This window comes from Lysinibacillus sp. FW301-JW8 (assembly GCF_058788755.1).
Genome location: NZ_JBYTBB010000011.1, coordinates 13,573 through 34,655 on the forward strand (window position 1 = coordinate 13,573; position 21,083 = coordinate 34,655).

Annotated in this window: 22 protein-coding genes; 17 read left to right on the forward strand and 5 right to left on the reverse strand. The window is 36.4% G+C overall.

What is annotated here, in order from left to right; genetic code table 11:
• Positions 1–42 precede the first annotated feature (42 nt).
• On the forward strand, positions 43–1,446 hold the full coding sequence (locus AC3WOM_RS06575; RefSeq protein ID WP_427542644.1) for a SpoVR family protein: 1,404 nt from the start codon (positions 43–45) through the stop codon (positions 1,444–1,446).
• Positions 1,447–1,549: 103 nt separating this feature from the next.
• Here the strand turns inward: AC3WOM_RS06575 and AC3WOM_RS06580 are convergent, their stop codons facing one another.
• Entirely contained in the window at positions 1,550–1,915 is a 366-nt protein-coding gene (locus AC3WOM_RS06580; protein ID WP_427542641.1) for a hypothetical protein, read from the reverse strand.
• Between the two features lie 193 nt (positions 1,916–2,108).
• On the opposite strand from AC3WOM_RS06580, the gene AC3WOM_RS06585 reads away from it, so the two are divergent.
• Positions 2,109–2,987: a radical SAM/SPASM domain-containing protein gene (locus tag AC3WOM_RS06585; protein ID WP_427542638.1), complete on the forward strand. Its 879-nt coding sequence runs from the start codon at positions 2,109–2,111 to the stop codon at positions 2,985–2,987.
• A 164-nt stretch (positions 2,988–3,151) separates the two neighbouring features.
• Here AC3WOM_RS06585 and AC3WOM_RS06590 read toward each other — a convergent pair whose 3' ends face one another.
• Positions 3,152–3,541 (reverse strand): helix-turn-helix domain-containing protein, encoded by a 390-nt coding sequence (locus AC3WOM_RS06590; protein ID WP_427542635.1) that lies wholly within the window; start codon positions 3,539–3,541, stop codon positions 3,152–3,154.
• Positions 3,542–3,751: 210 nt separating this feature from the next.
• Between AC3WOM_RS06590 and AC3WOM_RS06595 the strand changes: the two genes are divergently transcribed.
• Complete coding sequence (locus AC3WOM_RS06595) at positions 3,752–4,432, forward strand: restriction endonuclease subunit S (RefSeq protein WP_492445732.1); 681 nt, start codon at positions 3,752–3,754, stop codon at positions 4,430–4,432.
• Positions 4,433–4,476: 44 nt separating this feature from the next.
• Here the strand turns inward: AC3WOM_RS06595 and AC3WOM_RS06600 are convergent, their stop codons facing one another.
• Positions 4,477–6,150: a ribonuclease J gene (locus AC3WOM_RS06600; protein WP_492445734.1), complete on the reverse strand. Its 1,674-nt coding sequence runs from the start codon at positions 6,148–6,150 to the stop codon at positions 4,477–4,479.
• Positions 6,151–6,512: 362 nt separating this feature from the next.
• Here AC3WOM_RS06600 and AC3WOM_RS06605 point away from each other — a divergent pair, with 362 nt between their 5' ends.
• Complete coding sequence (locus AC3WOM_RS06605) at positions 6,513–7,277, forward strand: DUF2935 domain-containing protein (protein ID WP_427542626.1); 765 nt, start codon at positions 6,513–6,515, stop codon at positions 7,275–7,277.
• A 50-nt stretch (positions 7,278–7,327) separates the two neighbouring features.
• Here AC3WOM_RS06605 and AC3WOM_RS06610 read toward each other — a convergent pair whose 3' ends face one another.
• Positions 7,328–7,822, reverse strand: coding sequence for a L,D-transpeptidase family protein (locus AC3WOM_RS06610; protein ID WP_427542623.1), 495 nt, complete (start codon positions 7,820–7,822; stop codon positions 7,328–7,330).
• A gap of 119 nt (positions 7,823–7,941) precedes the next feature.
• Here AC3WOM_RS06610 and AC3WOM_RS06615 point away from each other — a divergent pair, with 119 nt between their 5' ends.
• The 6 genes from AC3WOM_RS06615 to AC3WOM_RS06640 all read left to right on the forward strand — a co-directional run bounded on the left by AC3WOM_RS06615 (position 7,942) and on the right by AC3WOM_RS06640 (position 11,734).
• Entirely contained in the window at positions 7,942–8,175 is a 234-nt protein-coding gene (locus AC3WOM_RS06615; protein WP_427542620.1) for a hypothetical protein, read from the forward strand.
• 43 nt (positions 8,176–8,218) lie between these two features.
• The gene (locus AC3WOM_RS06620) at positions 8,219–8,428 is read left to right on the forward strand and encodes a YczO family protein (protein ID WP_492445736.1); all 210 of its coding nucleotides are present in this window, start codon (positions 8,219–8,221) and stop codon (positions 8,426–8,428) included.
• A 15-nt stretch (positions 8,429–8,443) separates the two neighbouring features.
• Positions 8,444–8,641: a gamma-type small acid-soluble spore protein gene (locus AC3WOM_RS06625; protein ID WP_492445738.1), complete on the forward strand. Its 198-nt coding sequence runs from the start codon at positions 8,444–8,446 to the stop codon at positions 8,639–8,641.
• Positions 8,642–8,720: 79 nt separating this feature from the next.
• The gene (locus tag AC3WOM_RS06630; RefSeq protein ID WP_427542611.1) at positions 8,721–8,906 is read left to right on the forward strand and encodes a cysteine-rich CWC family protein; all 186 of its coding nucleotides are present in this window, start codon (positions 8,721–8,723) and stop codon (positions 8,904–8,906) included.
• 176 nt (positions 8,907–9,082) lie between these two features.
• Positions 9,083–9,664 carry a DUF305 domain-containing protein gene (locus AC3WOM_RS06635; RefSeq protein ID WP_427542609.1) on the forward strand — a complete coding sequence of 194 codons (582 nt, stop codon included), beginning with the start codon at positions 9,083–9,085 and terminating at the stop codon, positions 9,662–9,664.
• Between the two features lie 318 nt (positions 9,665–9,982).
• Entirely contained in the window at positions 9,983–11,734 is a 1,752-nt protein-coding gene (locus tag AC3WOM_RS06640; protein ID WP_427542603.1) for a protoglobin domain-containing protein, read from the forward strand.
• A gap of 46 nt (positions 11,735–11,780) precedes the next feature.
• Here the strand turns inward: AC3WOM_RS06640 and AC3WOM_RS06645 are convergent, their stop codons facing one another.
• Entirely contained in the window at positions 11,781–12,386 is a 606-nt protein-coding gene (locus tag AC3WOM_RS06645; protein WP_492445817.1) for a metallophosphoesterase family protein, read from the reverse strand.
• Between the two features lie 236 nt (positions 12,387–12,622).
• Here AC3WOM_RS06645 and AC3WOM_RS06650 point away from each other — a divergent pair, with 236 nt between their 5' ends.
• The 7 genes from AC3WOM_RS06650 (at position 12,623) to AC3WOM_RS06680 (ending at position 20,919) form a co-directional block, all read left to right on the forward strand.
• Complete coding sequence (locus tag AC3WOM_RS06650; RefSeq protein ID WP_492445741.1) at positions 12,623–14,119, forward strand: class I adenylate-forming enzyme family protein; 1,497 nt, start codon at positions 12,623–12,625, stop codon at positions 14,117–14,119.
• Between the two features lie 280 nt (positions 14,120–14,399).
• On the forward strand, positions 14,400–15,386 hold the full coding sequence (locus tag AC3WOM_RS06655; RefSeq protein WP_427542597.1) for a C39 family peptidase: 987 nt from the start codon (positions 14,400–14,402) through the stop codon (positions 15,384–15,386).
• Positions 15,387–15,454: 68 nt separating this feature from the next.
• Positions 15,455–16,687 carry a carboxylate--amine ligase gene (locus AC3WOM_RS06660; protein ID WP_427542594.1) on the forward strand — a complete coding sequence of 411 codons (1,233 nt, stop codon included), beginning with the start codon at positions 15,455–15,457 and terminating at the stop codon, positions 16,685–16,687.
• Entirely contained in the window at positions 16,684–17,385 is a 702-nt protein-coding gene (gene cuyB / locus AC3WOM_RS06665) for a cysteate racemase (RefSeq protein WP_427542591.1), read from the forward strand. The genes AC3WOM_RS06660 and cuyB overlap by 4 nt, the downstream gene beginning before the upstream one ends.
• A gap of 217 nt (positions 17,386–17,602) precedes the next feature.
• Positions 17,603–18,748, forward strand: coding sequence for a DEAD/DEAH box helicase (locus AC3WOM_RS06670; RefSeq protein WP_427542588.1), 1,146 nt, complete (start codon positions 17,603–17,605; stop codon positions 18,746–18,748).
• Positions 18,749–18,753: 5 nt separating this feature from the next.
• Positions 18,754–19,983 carry an aminopeptidase gene (locus tag AC3WOM_RS06675; protein ID WP_492445744.1) on the forward strand — a complete coding sequence of 410 codons (1,230 nt, stop codon included), beginning with the start codon at positions 18,754–18,756 and terminating at the stop codon, positions 19,981–19,983.
• A gap of 33 nt (positions 19,984–20,016) precedes the next feature.
• Positions 20,017–20,919 (forward strand): SGNH/GDSL hydrolase family protein, encoded by a 903-nt coding sequence (locus AC3WOM_RS06680; RefSeq protein ID WP_492445745.1) that lies wholly within the window; start codon positions 20,017–20,019, stop codon positions 20,917–20,919.
• The last annotated feature ends 164 nt before the right edge of the window (positions 20,920–21,083 follow it).

The window sequence follows — 21,083 nt, forward strand, 5'->3', positions numbered from 1 at the left end:
AAACGTTTCAAGCATATATGTTCAAGGGAGGGGGCAGAAAAAATGGAGATGAATGAGCTGCATCGAGCGATTGATGAAATTACGGAAATTGCCTCAGGCTTTGGCTTAGATTTTTTTCCAATGCGTTATGAAATTTGTCCAGCAGATATAATCTATACCTTTGGCGCATATGGTATGCCTACACGATTTTCACATTGGAGCTTTGGGAAACAGTTTCATAAAATGAAGCTTCAATATGATTTAGGACTAAGTCAAATATATGAGCTAGTGATTAATTCGAATCCATGCTATGCATTTTTGCTTGATACAAATACTTTAACACAAAATAAACTAATAATTGCCCATGTGTTGGCACATTGTGATTTCTTTAAAAATAATGTACGCTTCTCTAATACTAGAAGAGATATGGTGGAAAGCATGACAGCCACTGCTGAACGGATTGCAGGCTATGAAAGAGACTATGGCAAGGATGAGGTTGAAAAGTTTTTGGATGCGGTTTTAGCGATTCAGGAGCATATCGATCCATCCATTTTACGTCCAAAGCTATCCTGGGATACAGCGGATGAATTTGAAGAGGAAATTATCCCCGCAAAATCACCTTATGATGATTTGTGGAATTTAGATAACAAGGAAAAACAATCGAATCCAATTCGTCGAAAAATAAAGAAGTTTCCGCCAAAGCCTGAAAAGGATCTATTATTATTTTTAGAAGAGCATAGCCGTGAACTAGAGGATTGGCAGCGAGATGTGTTGACGATGATGCGAGAAGAGATGCTTTATTTCTGGCCCCAGCTAGAAACAAAAATTATGAATGAGGGCTGGGCTTCCTTTTGGCATCAGCGCATTATGCGGGAGCTTAAACTAACAACAGCGGAAACAATCGAATATGCAAAATTAAATGCAGGTGTAGTGCAGCCTTCAAAGACATCTATAAATCCTTATTATCTTGGTGTGAAAATATTTGAGGATATTGAAAATCGTTTTAATCATCCAACAGAAGAAATGAAAAAGTTAGGTGTTCAACCCAATTCAGGTAGGGAAAAAATGTTTGAGGTAAGAGAGATAGAATCAGATATATCCTTTATTCGCAACTATTTAACAAAGGATTTAGCGAAACAAGAAGATCTCTATTTATTTCAAAAAAAGGGTAATGAATACCGTATTACGGATAAGGAATATGAGATGGTAAGGGATCAGCTTGTTTCTATGCGTGTAAATGGAGGGTTTCCTTATATCGTTGTCAAAAATGGAGATTATCTTCGAAATGGGGAGCTTTATTTAGTACATGGCTACGAGGGAATGGAGCTAGATCCACACTATTTAGAAAATGTCCTGCCGTATATTTATCAGCTCTGGGGGCGACCTGTTCATTTAGAAACAAATGTTGACAGTAAGCCAGTGCTATATTCGTATGATGGCACAAAGAATTATAAACGAAATGTCTGAAAGAGAGTTACAGGTTGACGCTCTTTCAGACAAAAAGCTTCTATAATTGTTGGAATAAAATATTCCTCCAGATAGAAGCTTTTATTTTTCGGTGTGTCAATACTTATTCATTCTCCTCTTCATTACTTTCACTGTGGTTAGAGGATGAATGGATATCACTGTCGATAACTAGACTATCTCTTACTTTTATTCCTTGTTGACCTCCAGCCTCATCATTATCGTTCCCAGCAATACCGCTTCGACCATTTCCATCGGCGAATTGAGAGTTTACGTTTCTAGTACTGCCATTAATTGCATTTTGCCCGCCTTGGTTGGCATTAGTGCCAACATCCTTATTGATTTGCCCGCCACCCTCAGCCCTTTGTTCAAAGTGGATATCTGTATTGCCGATATTAAAAGTAAAATTGATGGTAATATGATTTTTAGCTTGATCCTTTGAATGTTCGTTATCACGTTTATGATCAGACATAGTTTTCACTCCCTTCTTTTTAGTATCATTATTAAAATATTAATGTTTTTCAAACTTACTTGTACATGTAGCCAGATAATGATAAATAATATGAGTGACTAAGACATAAATACTGAAAGATGCCCCTTATCATATAAATTTGTTAAAATAAATAGGATTTGAATATTTATAGAACTGGAACGGTGAATCAACATTGAGAACATTTAAAAAGGTTTATATAGAGATAACAAGTGTCTGTAATTTAGCCTGTAGCTTTTGTCCGCCAACTGCCCGTGCAAAGGGTCTGATAAAGGTGGAACAATTTAATAACATACTGGATGAAATACGTCCACACACAAAATATATTTATTTGCATGTAAAGGGTGAGCCTCTGTTACATCCACGGATTGACCAGCTACTTGATGCTGCACATGCAAAAGGTTTTAAAGTGAATATTACAACAAATGGTACGCTGATTAAAAAAAATCGTGAAAAGCTGCTAGGAAAACCAGCCTTACGTCAAATCAATTTCTCTTTACATAGCTTTGATGGACATGAGGGATCAGAAAATCGTGAAAAATATTTGGGAGATATATTGGATTTCGTTCGTGCTGCGCGAGAATACAATACAATTATTTCCTATCGTTTATGGAATTTACAAAAGGATCATGTCTCTGATATCGCTGCCCGTAGAAACCGTGAAACATTGGAAGTTCTAGAGAATGAATACCATCTAGACTATCGCATTGAAGAAAAAGTACAGCCTGGTAAAGGTGTAAAAATTGCCCATAATATTTATTTAAATCAGGATCATGAATTTAGGTGGCCAAGCTTACTCGCCCCTGAGGATGAAGGCAAAGGTTTTTGTCATGCTCTTCGAAGTCAAGCAGCTATTTTAGTGGATGGTACTGTCGTGCCATGCTGTCTAGATGGTGAGGGGGTCATCAATTTAGGGAATGTGCATGAGAAATCCTTTGGTGAAATTGTAGAAGGAGAGCGAGCAAATAATATTGTGGATGGTTTTTCACGGAGAGAAGCGGTTGAGGAGCTTTGTAGAAAATGCGGCTACCGCCAAAAGTTTGGTATGTCTTAATTCCTTGGTGTTTTCGAATATATAAGGAAATTTTCGTTTTGAGGGGGAGATTGCTGAATTGATGAGTATATGTGCATGATTGACTTGTATTTGTGCTAGATAGGGGCTGTTGAACGTCATAGCTTTCTAGGTGTGGTAATCTTACTGTTAAAACAGCCCCAATGCTATTGACCATTGGAGCTGTTTTTCTTTGATTGTGAATCAATCGTATCTAAAAAATCCTTCGTAATGCGTACTACGTATTTTACCTCGTCTAAATTACGTTCCCTTAATAATGAACGATGTATATCAAGCATGAGATTCTTTTCTTCAATATCAGTAACGCCAGATAATTTTTGAAAATTAAAAACTTCCTCAGGGGCAATATCTAACGCTTTTATTAGTGTTTCTAAAGTGCTCAATGTAATATTCGATTGCCCATGTTCAATATTTGAAACTCTCCCCTTGCTAAAACCTAATTTTCCCGTTCTTTCTGCGACTTCTTCCTGACTAAGTCCCTTGGATACTCTAATAATACGGAGTTGTTCACCTACTAGCTTTAAAAAGTCTGACATATGAATCACCTCTATGTAAAAAGCTAGTGAAAAACCTTGAAAATGCATATACTATTATAGTGGTATAATAGAGATAAAGTTATATTAAAATGGTACAATCGATAAAAGGAAGCTCTTATTAAGGTGAGCTGGATGTGAAAAACAACATTTATGTTTCTTTAATGAGTTTCAATGTATGTAAATTTGATGTTAGGATTGGAGGATTTAAGCATGGTTAAATGTTATCGATTAGACGAAATAGCTATAATAGAGACTGGTGAAATAGTACCGAAAAAGAAATATTTCTCAAAAAGCGGATCTCCCTTCATTTCAGCTAAATACTTAAAGCAGCTAATACTTGATGGTAAAATGGATGAATTACCAAAAATTAATTGTACATATGAAAAATATTTTAAATGTACAACAGTACCCGCGAAAACCATCATACTTACGAAGGCTAATTTAAATGCTAGCAATAAACATGTATATCAGTGTGAAGATGAGGTATGGATTGCCCATGATCTTATAGCGATTATTCCAGATGAAACGATTATTTTAAGTGATTATTTATACCATTTTCTGAACTGGTATCAAGTAAATAAAGAATGGTATCATCTATATCGGATTTCCCTCAATGTTCCAATAATAGAGGTTCAGTATAGTATGGTACAAATTTTAAATACAGTGCAGCATTTAATAAAAAATAAAGAATTTCTATTGACCAAAATAGATGGACTACCACAGTATTTTCATCAATTTACCTCGACTATAGAAGGGCAAGTAAAAAATGTATATCATGGCTTTAATCAGGGGCAGCATCTTTACAATCTTTTGTTATATAGAATTTTTAAGGGCGATTTAATCAAGGATATATATGCTACAGATTTTTTTAAATCATTTAGCATTCAGTAAAGTAAATCAGTGGTGCGAGAGAAGGTGAACCCTCGCACCGACTTTTATATATCAATAATAATGGGTAGTATCATTGGTTTTCTTTTTGTTTGTGCAAAAAGATATTGACCAACAGCGCGTTTAATTTCTCTTTTTAAGACATGAATTTGCTGTCTACCTTCTTCTTGTAGCTCATTGACTGTTTCTTTCACAAGAAAATTAACTTTTGTCAAAAGCTCCTCGAAATCTTTCGCATAAACAAAACCACGTGAAATTGTATCAGGTTCTGAAATAAATGTTCCATCAGTCTTACTAAGTGTTAAAACGATGACTAACATACCATCTTCTGAAAGCTGTTTACGATCACGTAGGACAATGCCTTCTACCTCACCTATACCTATGCCGTCTACATACGTGTCTCCAGACGGGATTTTTCGGTTTTGCCTAGCCTTAGCATTTTCAATATCAACTACATCCCCATTTTTCATAATAAAGGTATGTCCTCTTTTGACACCAACAGATTCTGCAAGCAAACGATGCTGGTGTAACATACGGAACTCCCCATGAATGGGAATGAAAAATTTTGGCTTCATTAAAGTGAGCATTAGTTTTAAATCCTCCTGATAGCCATGTCCTGAAACATGCATACCTGTATGGCTAGAGGAGCCGTAAATAACCTTTGCGCCAAGCTGAAATAAATTATCGACAATGCGTGAAACACCCTTCTCATTTCCTGGGATAGGGGATGAAGCTAAAATAACAGTGTCATCAGGTAAGATTTTCACCTCACGATGACTACCACTTGCTAGCCGTGATAGAGCTGCCAATGGCTCTCCTTGACTACCAGTACATAGAACGACTACTTCCTCCGGAGAGAGATATTTTACTTCTCGTGCATCAATTAACATATCCTCTGGTATGTTTAAATATCCTCGCTCAAGTGCTACATCCACCACATTCACCATACTGCGACCTAGCAATGCAAGCTTTCTATCCGTAGCGATAGTAGCATTGACAATTTGTTGAATACGATTCACATTTGAGGCAAACGTAGAAATAATAATTTTACGCTCGGCATGTAAAAATGCCTCTTCAATATGATCACCGACAAGCTTTTCTGATGGTGTTAACCCCGGTCTTTCTGCGTTGGTACTTTCAGAGATAAGAACTAATACGCCATTTGTGCCGATTTCAGCCATCTTATGAATATCTGCAAATTGATTATTAACAGGTGTTAAATCAAATTTAAAATCACCAGTGTGTACTACATTTCCTTCAGGGGTGTGGAAAACGATTCCTAGGCAATCAGGAATACTATGATTTGTTCGGAAGAAACTAACATCAACTTGTCCAAAGTTTAATGATGAATCGGAGTGGATTTCTACTAAATCGGTTTCTCGTAAAAGCTTATGCTCTTTTAGCTTTAATTCGATTAATCCAAGCGTAAATCTTGTGGCATAAATAGGAACATTCAACTTTTTTAGAAAGTAAGGAATTCCACCAATATGATCCTCATGTCCATGTGTCACAATTAATGCTTTAATTTTTTCTTTATTTTCCTGTAAATACATAATGTCAGGGATGATTAAATCAATCCCCAGCAAGCTTTCATCTGGAAACTTTGCACCACAGTCAATGATCAGTATATCGTCTCCATATTGTACGACATACATATTTTTGCCAATCTCATTAATGCCACCTAAAGCAAAAATAGATAATATATTGTTTTTTATGGACAAGCGAATCCCTCCCAATTCTTTTTGTTGCTTCAGCATTATGTAGTATAGCTATAAGCGTTTCATCCTATACGAAACACAATTTGAGGGATTAACTTTTATCTTCATTCAGCAGAAGACTACCACCTCTACAGGTGATGAGATGAATGCGGTTTTGGTTCCTTTTCAGTGGGTGTCCAAACACCTACTGAATGAAGATAAAGCCTCCGGCGGATGTCACGGATTTTCAAAGGAATGAGAATTGTGCGGGCACAATTCAAAATCCAGACGCAATTACGCCAAGGCGAAATTGATCCGATTATTAATATTAGATTTTTAAGAAGAATAGAATAGAGCAACGAACAGAATAAAGGAGATGTAGTTGCTTGTCGAATTACTTACAACATGCAGTATTTGAGCATAGGTTTTGGCTGAGGATATTGAAAGATCATGCTCAATTTATTCATGATTCATTATATCCATCAGAGACAGAGGAAATTAAAAAAGCGAGCTCATTTATTCATCAATTTACACAGCTTCTTACTTATGTGAATTCGATAGATGCCAATAATGCAGTAGCCTTTTCAGTTACTGTTGATGATGCGGTAGAACAACTAAAGCAATTTAAATTTTATATCCTCAGAAAGCAATTAATAGGAAATATTAATATTCATCTATCGCCGACCTTTATTAATCATATGGTTAATGAATTAGAGGAGTATCAAATTGTACTCAGCTATCTCAAAAAAGGGGAAGTCCCACCCATTTTTCATGAGCTCCATCATCATTTACTCTGGCTTTTAGATGCATCAGGGCATGCAGGAATCATTAAAGATGATTTGGATGGGGTAGAAAAAAGATTGAAGCAAAAAAGCTATGAATTTGCTCAGCATTTTGATCAATTTTATTTGAAAGCGGTTGAGCTTACAGGTTATTTACGTTCAAATATAGACGCATTCCCCGCATTAAATCGCTTTAATAAAGAAGTAGAGCTAGAAATGACATTATTCAAAACCTTTTTACGGGAGTTAGAGGAAATGGAGTTAAGTGCAGAAGTATTAGGAACGTTTACAGCTCTTATGGCGGATCATATGCTGAGAGAGGAGCAATATTATTTATCGAAGCTAGCGCAATCTAGAGAGGTAGAATAACTGGTAAAGAGGCTATCTGACAACGAAAGAAGAGATAGCCTTTTAATTTTCTAAGGATGAATAAATACACTCGTGCCGATTGGAATAATGCTCGCTAGCTCCTCAACATCCTGATTATGCATGCGAATGCAGCCATGCGATACGGCATGGCCAATAGAGCTTGGATCATTGGTTCCATGAATGCCGTAATGCTCCTTAGAAAGACTCATCCACATTGTGCCGAAGGGACCACCAGGGTTCGGAGCCTTATTTATAATAATAAAATAGCCGGTTGGTGTATCATGTAGCATTCTACCAACTGCAATGGGATACTGTTTTTGCAGAACATCATTTTTATATAATCGAAGCCAGCGATTATCTGTGGAAATTTCAATTTTATAAGGAATTGTATTGGGATTAGGGAAACCAGGGATAATTAGTTGCTGTCCGATATAAAGTGCATTTGGATTGATTTCTGGATTAGCTGCAATGATAGATGAAAGTGGTGTACGATAATCACTTGCTATTTGAGGCAATGTTTCTCCTGCGTTCACTGTATGAATCAATGGCATCACCTCCTATTGTTTTACTATAAGATATGCTAAGGGTATGAAAAAATCCGATAAAGTAGTACATAATAAGATATGATAAGCAGTAAATCCAGTAATTAAGGGGCTATAGCTAAATGAAAGAGTTTAAAATAACGTATTTCTTTGATGAGATGCATTATGTCAGGAGATTTATTCATATTGAGTCTCAGGAAAAGGCAGAAGCATTGGTACGAAGCGAACGAGATCAATATATATCCTTTACAGATAGTAGAGGAATATATCATGAACTGCATACAAAGCATGTGAGAGTTATACAAATTTCTGAATATCATCGCGTTGATAAAAGTGTAAAAATGAAAAACACATAATATACTCACCATTACACACATTAATGTAAAAGGAGTGTGAATAATGGATAAAGATAATTTACCACATGAAAAAAAGATGTTTATGAATTTAGCAAGTAAGGATAAGCCTGATATGGTTGATTCAGATAGGATTAGTATTTTTGATTTGCACGAAGATATGCAAACGGTAGACGCTATACCGATTACAGAACTTAATAAAAAAGTGCAACGTGAAGGTGACGAACTAATTGAATTGCAGCCTGATGAATTATAGGAGGTCATAAATGCTATGAATAACCCAAATGAAGCCCAGTATACTACTGCTGGTACCGATATTAATGATGTCAAAAGAAAAAATGCTGAGGCAGGCTTATCTTACAATGAGGTTAAAAAGCTTTTGGCTCAAAATGGCGGGCACGGTACAGAGAAGTATAGTGATACAGACGTAACAGAGGTAAAGCAGCAGATTCAGGGAAAAAAGCAATAAGTCGATTTTAGAGGGGTATGTATCTATGTACTCCTCTTTTGCTATTATGTAGAGTAATGAATAGGAGGTGTTTTGCCCAATGACAGTAGAGGAAAACAATTGTCCGTTATGTGGAAAAGATAATCATTGTGGTGTAATCCAAGGACAAAAGGATTGTTGGTGCATGACTGTGTATTTTCCTGAAGAAATTTTTCAAAAAGTGCCACAGGATTTACGCAAATGCATTTGTCAAAATTGTATGGATACATATAACAATACGAAATAAGCTTGATCGTAATGTAGAGAAGTGTAGCAAAAACGTCCAGTGAGCCATACTATACTCCTGACACGCTAAAATAATAAAAACATATTGTAAGAAGGAACTAATGATTATTCATTGGTACAATTGTCTACCGCACATCAACCTTTCAGGCATACATTACTCTGAAAGGAGTGTGTCTAATGACTAAATCAATTGAACTCAGTAATGTAACAAAGGCGTATTTAGAGGAATATAAACGAATCCTCGATAAGATGATGCAGGGTATGACCTATGTGACCATTACATGTAGTATTTCTGAAAATTTTATTAAACAAATTATCCCACATCAAGTAGCTGCAATTAAGATGTCAGAAAATGTTTTACGCTTTACAACAAATATACCTGTTCAAAATCTTGCTTTAGAAATTATTAAAACAAGTACAGAGACATTAGAATGTTTGGAAGCGATACAAAATAGATGCTGTATCGTCCAAAATTCGGAGTATGAATTGTATGAATATATGTGTGCCTATAAAGAAATTACTGAAGTGATGTTCCAGGCGATGTGCGCACCACCAGTCTCTAATAATATTAATATTAACTATTTAAGAGAAATGATTGTTCATCACCAGGGTGGGGTTCGACTGGCACAGAATGTGTTAAGATTCTGTATTTGCCAAGAGTTAATACCAATTCTAAGATGTATGATTGATACAATGTGCCAGCAGATTTGCGATATGGAAAAACTTCTAGATGCTTTAAAGGATTGTGAAAATTGTTAGCTTTATCGCAAAATAAGACCTATCGAAAAAAACGCTAAAATCAAAAGAAGATTTTGGCGTTTTTTGTTGAATATAAATAGATATGACAAAATGAAATTGTCAATAAGGTGTACAAAAGAATAAGAAAGTGTAAAGAATTTATAGAGATTCTATGCTAGTTTTTGTATTATTGGTAAAATGTATATGCTAATTTTCATTCATAATTATGATAATTGCTAATGGATGAAAAGGTGCCAAGTAATGGATAAGAATTGAAAAGAAAGCTTAATGAATTATAGATTGTGATGATTGTATTTAACATTAAGGGAGTGAACCATTATGTTCAAAAGAAAGAAAATTAATCTAGACTATGATTATTTTTCAGCCGAAAAAAATTCAGACATTGAGGCAAATGAGCGTTTTAAAGAAAAACTAGATTTCCTCGCATTATCTAGAATTAGAAGAGAATCTGTAAGTTTCTTAAGAAAAATTTACGAAAATAATAGGAGGGAAATATTAGATAACTTTTACGATCGTTTATTAGAAATACCAGAATTCAATCATGTTATCAATACGCACTCAACTGTGGAACGCTTAAAAGGCTTATTCGACAATCATTTTATCAGCTTGTTTGATGATGAGCTGGACTTAGACTATGTGTTTAAAAGACGGAAAATTGCTTATGTTCATGCACGAATCGGTGTTTTGCCAAACTGGATGATTTCTGCCTATACGCTTATAAATCAATTAATTATCCCATTGATTGTGAAGGAATTATCCCGTGATCAGGATAAAATGCTTGATGTATTACTGTCTTATGATAGTTTAGTAACGATTGACCAACAAATTATTCTTGAGACATACATTGAAATTCAAGGAGGCTCAGTAGTCAATGGCTTAGGCGAAATTATTACATATAATACGCAATTAGACTCAATTAAAGAGCTTATTGAATTTCAAGATATTCAACAAAAGGAAATCATTGCGGTGGACAACTCCATGCATGATTTAGATGCAAGTATAGAGGAAATAGCAGCTTCTGTAGGGGATATTTCCACTCATACAAAACAGGCATTAAAAAAATTAAACGGGGATTTAGAATCACTACAGCAAGTTTCTTCCATTTTACAGTCAACAGATGAAGGTCATAAGTCCATGCAAGGGGATATTGTTCGCTTAGTTGATAGGGTTAACAGTGTAGCGAAGCTAATGGAGCTGATTAAAAGAATCGCAGACCAAACAAATTTATTGGCACTGAATGCTTCGATTGAGGCTGCACGTGCAGGTGAGGCTGGTAAAGGCTTTGCTGTAGTAGCAGAAGAGGTTCGAAAGCTAGCAGATGATACAAATACATCGGTAAAATCCATTCATACTGATATTCAGGAGCTGCTGCTTATTACAAATAATATTAGTAACTTAACAAATCAATTTTCACAGGATTTACATCAGGGTGTTACAGATACACTACAAATTTCACAAACGCTTACAGAATTAAATAAAAATCTTCAGCAGCAAGGAATACGCTTTGAGGAAATTGCGACAACAGCTAGGGCACAGGCAGAATCATCATCGGAAATTTCAGAGCGTAATCGAAATATGACGGAGAGCATGCAAAAAAGTAAGGTGATTGTGTTTGACATGGGTTCTGCAATTTATAAGCTAAGTAAAATGATTGATGGTTATCGTTCATCCACTATTTCGAAAAACTTTATCATCAGTCAAGAGGATATAATTGAACTGGCAATTACAGACCATTTATTATGGCGCTGGAAAATATATAATTTATTGCTAGGCTTTGAAACAATGACTGAACAGGATGTTGGTTCTCCAAAGGAGTCTCGACTTGGCGAATGGTATTACGGTACAGGGAAAAAGCTGTTGAGTAATGAGCAAGCATACATTGTATTAGAGCGTCCTTTTATCCATGTGCATGAACTGGCAAAAAAGGCAGTTCATGAATATAATCGAGGTAATAAATCAGTGGCCGAAACTTATTTAACTGAAATAACAAAAGAATCCTATATTGTCATCGACAAACTAAAAGAGCTAAAGCAAATTTTAATGAACGAGAAAAAACAATATATACATTAATACAAAGGGGCCTTCCTATGCGGGAGAGCCCTTTCTATTTTCTTGCTTATGAAACACTTACCTTTTCAAGTATGGATGCACACATAAATGTTACTGTTCGTTTTTCGCTGTCATAGAGACACCACTCACGATGATCAACAACTGAGCCAACATTGATGCCATATTGCTTGTCCTGTAACACGATTGGTTGACCAAAACGAATTCGAATAGGTAGTTTTTTATTACCATGATAAAGACCAGATTCATGGCTATGTCCAAAGAAAAGGAGTGATTTTTTAAATGAAGGAAATGTTGGCTGCCATGACACGCTCCATTTAAATTGATGGCCATGCATTAGTAATGCCCCTTCAATTTCAATTGTTTCAGGTAGTTTTATAAATCGTTCAATGCCCGTTACACGAGTAATACGTTCCTCTTGATTACCACGAATTGAAGGAAACGTCAGTAAATTTTCAAAGTCTTTATTGACAATGGCAGCTTTTTGAAGTGATAAACCGGACACCGTCTGAGCCTTTTTCTTACTCACAGTACATTCATATAAATCACCTAAACCTATTATTTTAGCATCTTTGGCAGTTTGCTGAATATGAGCTAACACCGCCCTTGTATCTTCTGTATTAGAATGTAAATCTCCTAAAAGTGCGTACTGCATTTTAACCAAGCCTTTCTTAAAATATTGTACAAGTATCATACACCTAACAGAAATTGATAGAAAAGTAAAATGTCTAAGTATATTTTGAAGCATGTCTTTCATATTTTCGAATAGGTAGAAAAATTGCCACCTTTTTAATAGCCTGCTAGAATATAATCATAATTTTCTGAAAATTATGCAGAGCCAAGACTAATTAGTGGTAGTTGATGTTAAAAATAAAAAATTGGGGGCTTATAATGACAATGCTAATGACGGATATTTTACAAAACTATGCTGTGCAACAACCTGAAGGAATTGCAACGTTGTATGATGGAAAAAGGTTAACCTATCAAGAATTTTTCAAATGTGCCGAAACTTTTGCAGCTTATTTACAAGAGCAAGGTTATAAGAAAGATGATGTAATAGCCTTATATACATTGAATTCAGATTTATTTTTAATTGCGTATATCGGAGTTCAATTAGCAGGTTTTGTGGTTATGCCCATAAATACAAAATTAGCGGCTCCAGAAGTCGAATTTATTTTTAATCATTCAGAAGCAAAAGGACTCATTTATGATGAGCGATTAAATGAAATACTAGCGGATATTCCATATTCTTTTTCACATGCTGTTGGGTTTAAGGAAATGGAAAAAATTATAGAGAGTCATACTTGTCAGCGACGTTCTGTCAAATTGGTGAATGATGATACAGCAGTGGTTATGTATACATCTGGAACGACAGGTAAGCCAAAGGGAGTAATGCTAACACATCAAAATATTGTCTCAACGGCGAAAATATGGTCATCCTCGATGGATATGACGAAGGAAGATAGAATGTTTATTTGTACACCTTTATTTCACTGTGCAGGGCTTCATGTATTTGCAATGCCAATGTTTTATCAAGGCGGTACAGTTATCATTGAAGAAGCCTTTTCACCAGTAAATACATTAAAACAGCTTGCTACGACAGATGCGACAATCTTTTTCGGTGTTCCGTCGATGTATACGATGATTTTAAATACACCTTGCTTTATGGAACATACTTTTAAGCATTTGCGTTTATTATGTTATGGAGCAGCTCCGATGCCTTATGAGCTTGTGAAGCAAGTGAAAGAGGCATTTCTAAATGTCAAAGTTCAAAACCTATATGGTCAAACTGAAAATTCCCCCGCGGCTACTTCTCTTTTAGATATGGACGCATTAACAAAAATTGGGTCAGTAGGAAAACCATTGGCACAAACAGAGGTACGTGTAGTGGATAGCTTTGGAGAGTCTGTGCCGGCAGGTGAGGTAGGAGAAATTTGTGTAAGAGGACCACAAGTAATGAAGGGCTATCTTCGAAATACAGAAGAAACAGCTAGAACGATTAGAGATGGCTGGCTCTTATCAGGAGATTTAGGCCGTTTTGATGAAGAGGGCTACCTTTACATTGTTGATCGTAAAAAGGATATGATTATTCGCGGCGGCGAAAATATTTATCCAATTGAGGTAGAAGAAGTTTTATATCAGCTGTCTGAAATTTTAGAGGCAGCGGTAGTTGGACTGCCACATGAGGTATATGGTGAAGTACCAAAGGCATTTGTCGTATTAAAGGAAGGAAAAGCCCTTGATGAAGAATCCATATTGGCCTATTGTCAAAAGCAGCTTGCAAAATATAAAGTACCTTATGAGATTGAATTTTTAGCTGAACTGCCGCGTAATGCCTCAGGAAAGGTTTTAAAACATACCTTGCGTCCAAAGGTAAGTACGCATTAAATATTGTTAAAATAGAAAAAGGAAATCTCTGTGGATTGCGTTTCTTTAAAAAGACATAGATATTGTGTCTTGGGCTTCCGCTACCCTGTGTAAAAGCCTTGCAGAAAAGCAAAAAAAGTCGCAACATACACAAAGATTTCCTTGCGCATTTTGAAGCAGGTTCATTAAAGAAAGATAAAATAGGAACGACTATGAAATTAGCGTATAATAGAGTCTACGACAAATTGAAATATAGATTTGAAGTGAAGGTCTTCAAAATAGAATAGGAGCGGAATTTGTCTTGTGGACGGGGTATAAACGCTTTTTATTAATAAGTATTATCATCATTATGCTACTTTCAGGCTGTAATCAATTTTCGCAGCAGGAAAAGCAAAAAAGTGAACTAACTGTTTTAACTGTAGAGTTTAATAGTGGTGCACCTATCCCGAATCTTTATATAACGGTCACTGATGTGAAGACGGGAAAAATAGTTGAGGATGTAATTGGCTCTGATGAGGGAGAGGCAACCTTTTCAAAGTTAGTAGAGGGACAGAAATATGCTATTGCTGCAACTACGCTTGAAAATAGTATGGAAAATAACGGTTATACAACAATCGAAAATTTTACATACGATTCAACAAAGCCATATTATCGATTACAAACACACTTTTCAAGAGATGAGCAGGAATTGGATGTACCAGTTGTTATGCAAAATCCTGAGCTGCCACATGGCTGTGAAATTACATCGTTAACAGCTGTCTTAAATTATTATGGTATGAAAGTTACGAAGCTTGAAATGACTGATACGTATTTACCAAAGAAAAAAATTGACACTGAAAATGGGCAACGAATTGGCCCAAATCCAAATCAGGCTTTTGCAGGTGATCCTAGAGATAAAGCAAATGGTATGTATGTCTTTGCAGCTCCAATTGTCAAAGCAGCAGAGGCAGCAATAGCTGATAAACAGGCAAATTTACGTGTTACAAATATGAGTGGAGCCTCACAGGACGAAATTTTACAGCTTGTTCGGGAGGGCGTTCCCGTTGTGACTTGGGTTACATTGGATTTATCAGAGCCAAAGATAAAGTCAGACAAGGGCTGGATCTATGAGGGTGAATCAAAGTCGAGTGCCGCGTATATGAACTTGCATGCGGTTGTTTTAACAGGGCATTTAGGCGATAAAGTAGTTGTGATGGACCCATTAAAAGGCTATGTTACATACAATGTCGATCAATTTTTCAAAAGCTATAAAGAGCTAAGAAAACAAGCTGTTGCTGTGCATAAATAGATTCTAAGAAGCGTCAAAATGCAGGAGTATGTTAAACTTAGAAAAAAAGCTAAAGTGAGTTGAGTAGAATGGCTGTTACCCATGCTTTTTTACCGGTTTTATTAGGAGATGAAATGAATGCTTATGGCATGGCTAGAGCATTTTACGAATCCTATGGTGTAAAACCACTTGCAGTAAATCATACAAATATGGCGAAAATACAACAAAGTGATTTACTCACATTTCGTGAAGTACCAAGACTGAATATTGAAGAACGTTTTGTAATTGCTTTAAAGGCAATCGCAGAGGAATTTGCTGATAAAAAACTACTATTGTTGGCCTGTGATGAATTTTATGTGAAAAAAATAGTGCAACATAAAGAGGAGCTAGCAGAGCTTTTTATCATACCTTATGTAGATATTACACTAGCTAATCAACTATTAACGCGTGAGAGTATGTATGAGCTTTCAGCAAAATTTGGCTTTCAGTATCCTGCGATGCATGTTTGTACGGTTAATGACTATGAGGAATTTGAAATTCCCTTTGAATATCCAGTTGTCATTAAACCAATGAATATGACAAAGTATGCTACATGTATTTTTCCAGGTAAGAAAAAGGTATATATTGCATATGATAATGAGGAAAAGGATGCAATCTTCCAGGCTATATATAAGGAATCTGCCTATAGAGATGACTTGATGGTACAGCAATATATTCCAGGTGAGGATGCCAATATGCGTGTCGTTAATGCCTATGTAGGGCAAGATGGACAAGCGAAGCTACTAGCTATAGGTAATCCCATTTTAGAGGAGCATTCTCCCGATGGAATAGGTCGCTATGTAGCGATTATGACGATATATGATAGGGATTTAATGGATCAAGTCAAAGAATTTTTGGAGGAAATCCAATTTCAGGGCTTTGCCACGTTTGATATGAAGTATGATGAACGTGATGGGCAATATAAGCTATTAAGTATTGAATTACATAATGAGCTTTCAAATTATTATGTGACAGCAAGCGGTTATAATTTAATGCAATACGTTGCAGATGATTTTATCCGTGGTAGCAAGTTACAGCTGACTTATGTGCAAAACAAGCATCTTTGGACAATTGTGCCAAACGGTGTACTTTTTAAATATGTTCAAAATGAACAACTTGTGATTGAGGCAAAGAGCCTGATTCGACAAGGACTAGCAACTGACTCCATTTTCAATTATAAGGATATGAATGCTAGGCGTTGGCTGAACATAACGCTCGATAATTTAAGTTTTTATCGAAAATATAAGAAATATTTTAACAACAAAGGTCTGTCTAACTCATGAAAAAACAAACTTTAGGTATTATTGGTGGCGTCGGTCCACTTGCAACAATGTTTATCGGTGAAATGATTGTAAGACGTACAAAGGCAACGAAGGATCAGGAGCATCTGCATACTATTATTGATAATGATACAAATATTCCTGATCGTACTGCCTTTATTTTAGATCAAACAAAAGAAAATCCTGTTCCAGTAATTATAGATGATGCAAGAAAGCTTGCTTCAATTGGGGCAAATATGATTGCTATTCCGTGTAATACGGCACATACCTTTTATGATGAAATTGCTGAGGGCTCTCCAGTTCCAGTGCTTCATATGATACGAGAAACAGCAAAACGAGCCTATGATTTAGGTGCAAAGCGTGTAGGTATTTTAGCAACAACCGGCACTTTAACATCACGTATGTATCAGACTGCATTAGAGGAATACGATCTAACACCTGTTGTTCCTGATGAGCCAATCAAGGAAAAAGTGATGTCAATTATTTACGACTTTGTTAAGGCTGGAAAGGATGTCTCATCAGAGGAATGGCAGCCGATAGAAGAGGCCATGCTAGCACTTAATTGTGATCGTATTGTTTTAGGCTGTACTGAATTATCGATTGTAAATAGAGATTTAAAACTAAGTGACAAATATATTGATTCATTAATTGTTTTGGCAGAATGTGCAATTTTGTCATGCGGCTATGAATTAGTAGATTAACCAGATAAAAATCTGCTCGCTTTTCGCAGGTAAGCCCCAAGCCTTCAATAGAGCGCAAGAGGCTTACATTCCATGCGTGAGGCTTGCAGATTTTTTAGTTATTAGATATCACTTAATGAATTTGTGAAACGATTATCAAATGGTTTACGTACATATGAAGTAGGAAAATGCTTAGTGTGTTAAACTAGTCTCAAGCAGATAGAAGGTGGGAAATAACATGTCAGTAATAAACTTATTAAATGAAGTATTACAAGCAAAATGGAAATTTGAAGAACCGATGAAAATTCAAGAGGAAATGATTCCAGCAATGCTTGATGGGAAAGATATTGTGGCAGAATCGCCGACTGGATCGGGAAAGACTTTAGCCTATGTGTTGCCTTTGTTAAACAAGGTAAATGGTGCAAAAAAACAAACACAAGGACTTATTGTAGCCCCATCACAGGAGCTGGCTATGCAAATCGTAGAGGTTATCCGTGAATGGACAGTAGGCTCAGATATTACAGTTCAGCAATTAATTGGTGGCGCAAATGCTGCACGTCAAATTGAAAAGCTAAAGAAAAAACCGACAATCGTTGTTGGAACGCCTGGTCGATTAAATGAATTAGCACGTGCAGGAAAATTAAAGCTTAAAGAAATTGAAACAATTATTCTAGATGAATGTGACCAGTTGCTTAGCCGAGAATATCGTGTGGTTGTAAAATCCTTTATCGAAGGCTCAGCATATGGGCGACAAGTAGTTGTTGTTTCTGCAACGATTACAGAGGAGATTGAGTTAGTGGCTAGCCGCATGATGTTCGAGCCAGTACGCTTTAAAATAAAGCCAGAGGATATGGTGAAGGTTGGTAAGGTAGTACATTCCTTTATCAAGGTCGAAGAGCGAGATAAAACTGATTTCCTACGTCGCTTATCACATACAGAAGGGTTACGTGCATTAGCTTTTGTAAACAATATCGACCAATTATTAATGAAAGAAACAAAGCTACAATATCGTTCTGCACCAATTGTGACACTACATTCTGACATGAAAAAAGAAGAGCGTAAAAAGGCATTAGATGCATTCCGCAAGGGAGAGGCACGTATTTTAATTGCTACAGATATTGCAGCACGAGGTTTAGATATTGCAGGTTTAACACATGTTATTCATGTTGATGTACCAAGAACGATCGAGCAATACTTACATCGTTCAGGACGTACAGGGCGTGCAGGAGCAGATGGTGAGGTATTAACGTTATTAGCTTATCGAGATGAAAAAACGTATAAAAAATGGACAAGAGAAATTCCAGGCAAACCTGTGCAAAAGGTATGGCATGATGCCAAGCTAGTAGAAGGAAATTCAAAAACAATTGGACAAAAGCGAGGTTAACTAATATGACATTTGAAGAAAAATTACAAGCATATGCAGAGCTTGCAGTAAAAGTTGGTGTTAATATTCAACCAGGGCAATACTTATTAGTCAATACTTCAGTGGAAGCACTAGATTTTGCTCGTTTGGTAGTGAAAGAGGCTTATAAGGCTGGAGCAGGACGTGTTCACGTAAACTTTTCTGATGATGTAATGGATCGAACTTATTTCGAGCATGCCTCAGATGAAGAATTCAATCGTTTCCCTGAATGGGTAGTGAAAATGCGTGATGAGCTAATCGAACGTAAGGGTGCTTTATTGTGGATTGATGCAGCAGATCCAGATAAATTAACAGGTATTCCAGCTGAACGTCTTGCAACACATCAAAAAGTATCTGGAGCAGCACTGAAAAATTATCGCAATGCTGTGATGAAGGATTTAATCGCGTGGTCTATTGTTGCAGTTCCTTCTCCGAAATGGGCAGCGAAGGTTTTCCCAAATTTAACAACTGAGGAACAGGTGTCAGCTTTATGGGAGGCAATTTTTAAAACTGTTCATATTGGTGAGGGCAATGCGGTTGAAAATTGGCGTGGACATGTTGTGAATTTAGAATCTCGTGCGGCGCTGCTTAATCAAAAAAAATATGCAAAGCTTCACTATACAGCACCTGGTACTGATTTAACAATTGCATTAGCTCCACAGCATAAATGGCTTACTGGTGGAAGTAAAACACCAGAGGATACTGTCTTTATTGCGAATATGCCGACAGAAGAGGTATATACGTTACCATTAAAGCAAGGTGTAAATGGTTATGTAAGCAATACAAAGCCATTAGTATACCAAGGTAATATTATTGATGGCTTTAAACTGACATTTGAAGAAGGCAAAATTATCAAGGCTGAGGCACAGGTAGGCCATGATTTATTACAGGAACTTATTCAGGTAGATGAGGGTTCATGCTATTTAGGTGAAGTAGCGCTAGTACCACATGAGTCTCCAATTTCAGCATCTGAGATTTTATATTTTAATACATTATTTGATGAAAATGCATCCAACCATTTGGCCATCGGTGAGGCGTATCCAACTTGCCTAGAAGGTGGCAGAGATTTAGAAAATGGACAGCTTGAGGCATTAGGTGCAAATATTTCAGTCACACATGAGGATTTTATGATTGGCAGTGGAGAGATGGATATTGACGGTATTTTACCAGATGGTACTGTGGAGCCAATTTTCCGCAAAGGTAGCTGGGCTTTTTAAATTCTGTTGATGTAAGGGAGAGGAGTTGAGCAGATGAAGCGCTTACTAATGTTTGGTATAGCTCTATTTACAATGGTATTTGGTGTTTCATCTGCCTTTGCTCAAAGTGAAAATTACGTGGCTATCGGAGATTCCTTGGCAGCCGGTCAAACGCCCTATCAAGAGATTGATCGCGGCTATAGTGATTTTATTGCCATGAGGTTGGGCATGACTGGGCAATTAAGTAACTATACAAAGGAGCTCGCTTTCCCAGGCTTTACAACAACAGATGTACTGAAACGGATAAAATCTAAGGAAGCAAGTGATCTTTTAGCAGATGCTACTCTAATTACAATTTCGGCAGGCGCCAATGATTTATTGCGTCTTGTGCAGGTCAATCCAACTGCTGGTACTTTAGCCTTTTCACAGCTGCAAACGGATTATGCGTTAAACATTGCCAGAAAAAATATGGTGGAGATCTTAAAGGAATTAACAGTACGTGCACCTAAAGCAAAGGTCTATGTGATGGGGTATTATTTTGCTTATCCAAATGTGCACACTACGCAAAAAGAAGGCACAAATAAACAGCTAATAAAGCTAAATACAATTTTACAACAGCAGGCAGAACATGCTGGAGCAACTTATGTAAATGTGTATGATGCTTTTGGCTTAAACGCCACAAATTTTTTACCAAATATTGCTGATGTACATCCGAATTTTGAGGGTTATCGTCAAATGGCCAACGCATTTCTATATGAATATAGTGGAGGCAATGCATTAGCAATTTCCTCTAGTGAATTGCCTAAACCTCAACCTAAATCGTTTGAGGAGATTTTAGAAAAACAAGAAAAGTCTATGGAGACGCAAGAAGAGAAAGAGAAACCTGATCCTATAGCACGTACCATTCAAGGATTTATCGGATATGCAGCATTTATAGAAAAAGTGAGAGCAATTTAATAAAAAATTAAAAGGGTATCTATTTAATTAGAGATGCTCTTTTTTTCATGGAATATTGGATAGAAGAGCAAAAGTGACGGATAGAACTTTCAAATCAGCGGATAGAAGAACTGAAATGATGGATAAAACAATACTAATAAAAGGTAAATCAAACATTCTAGTAG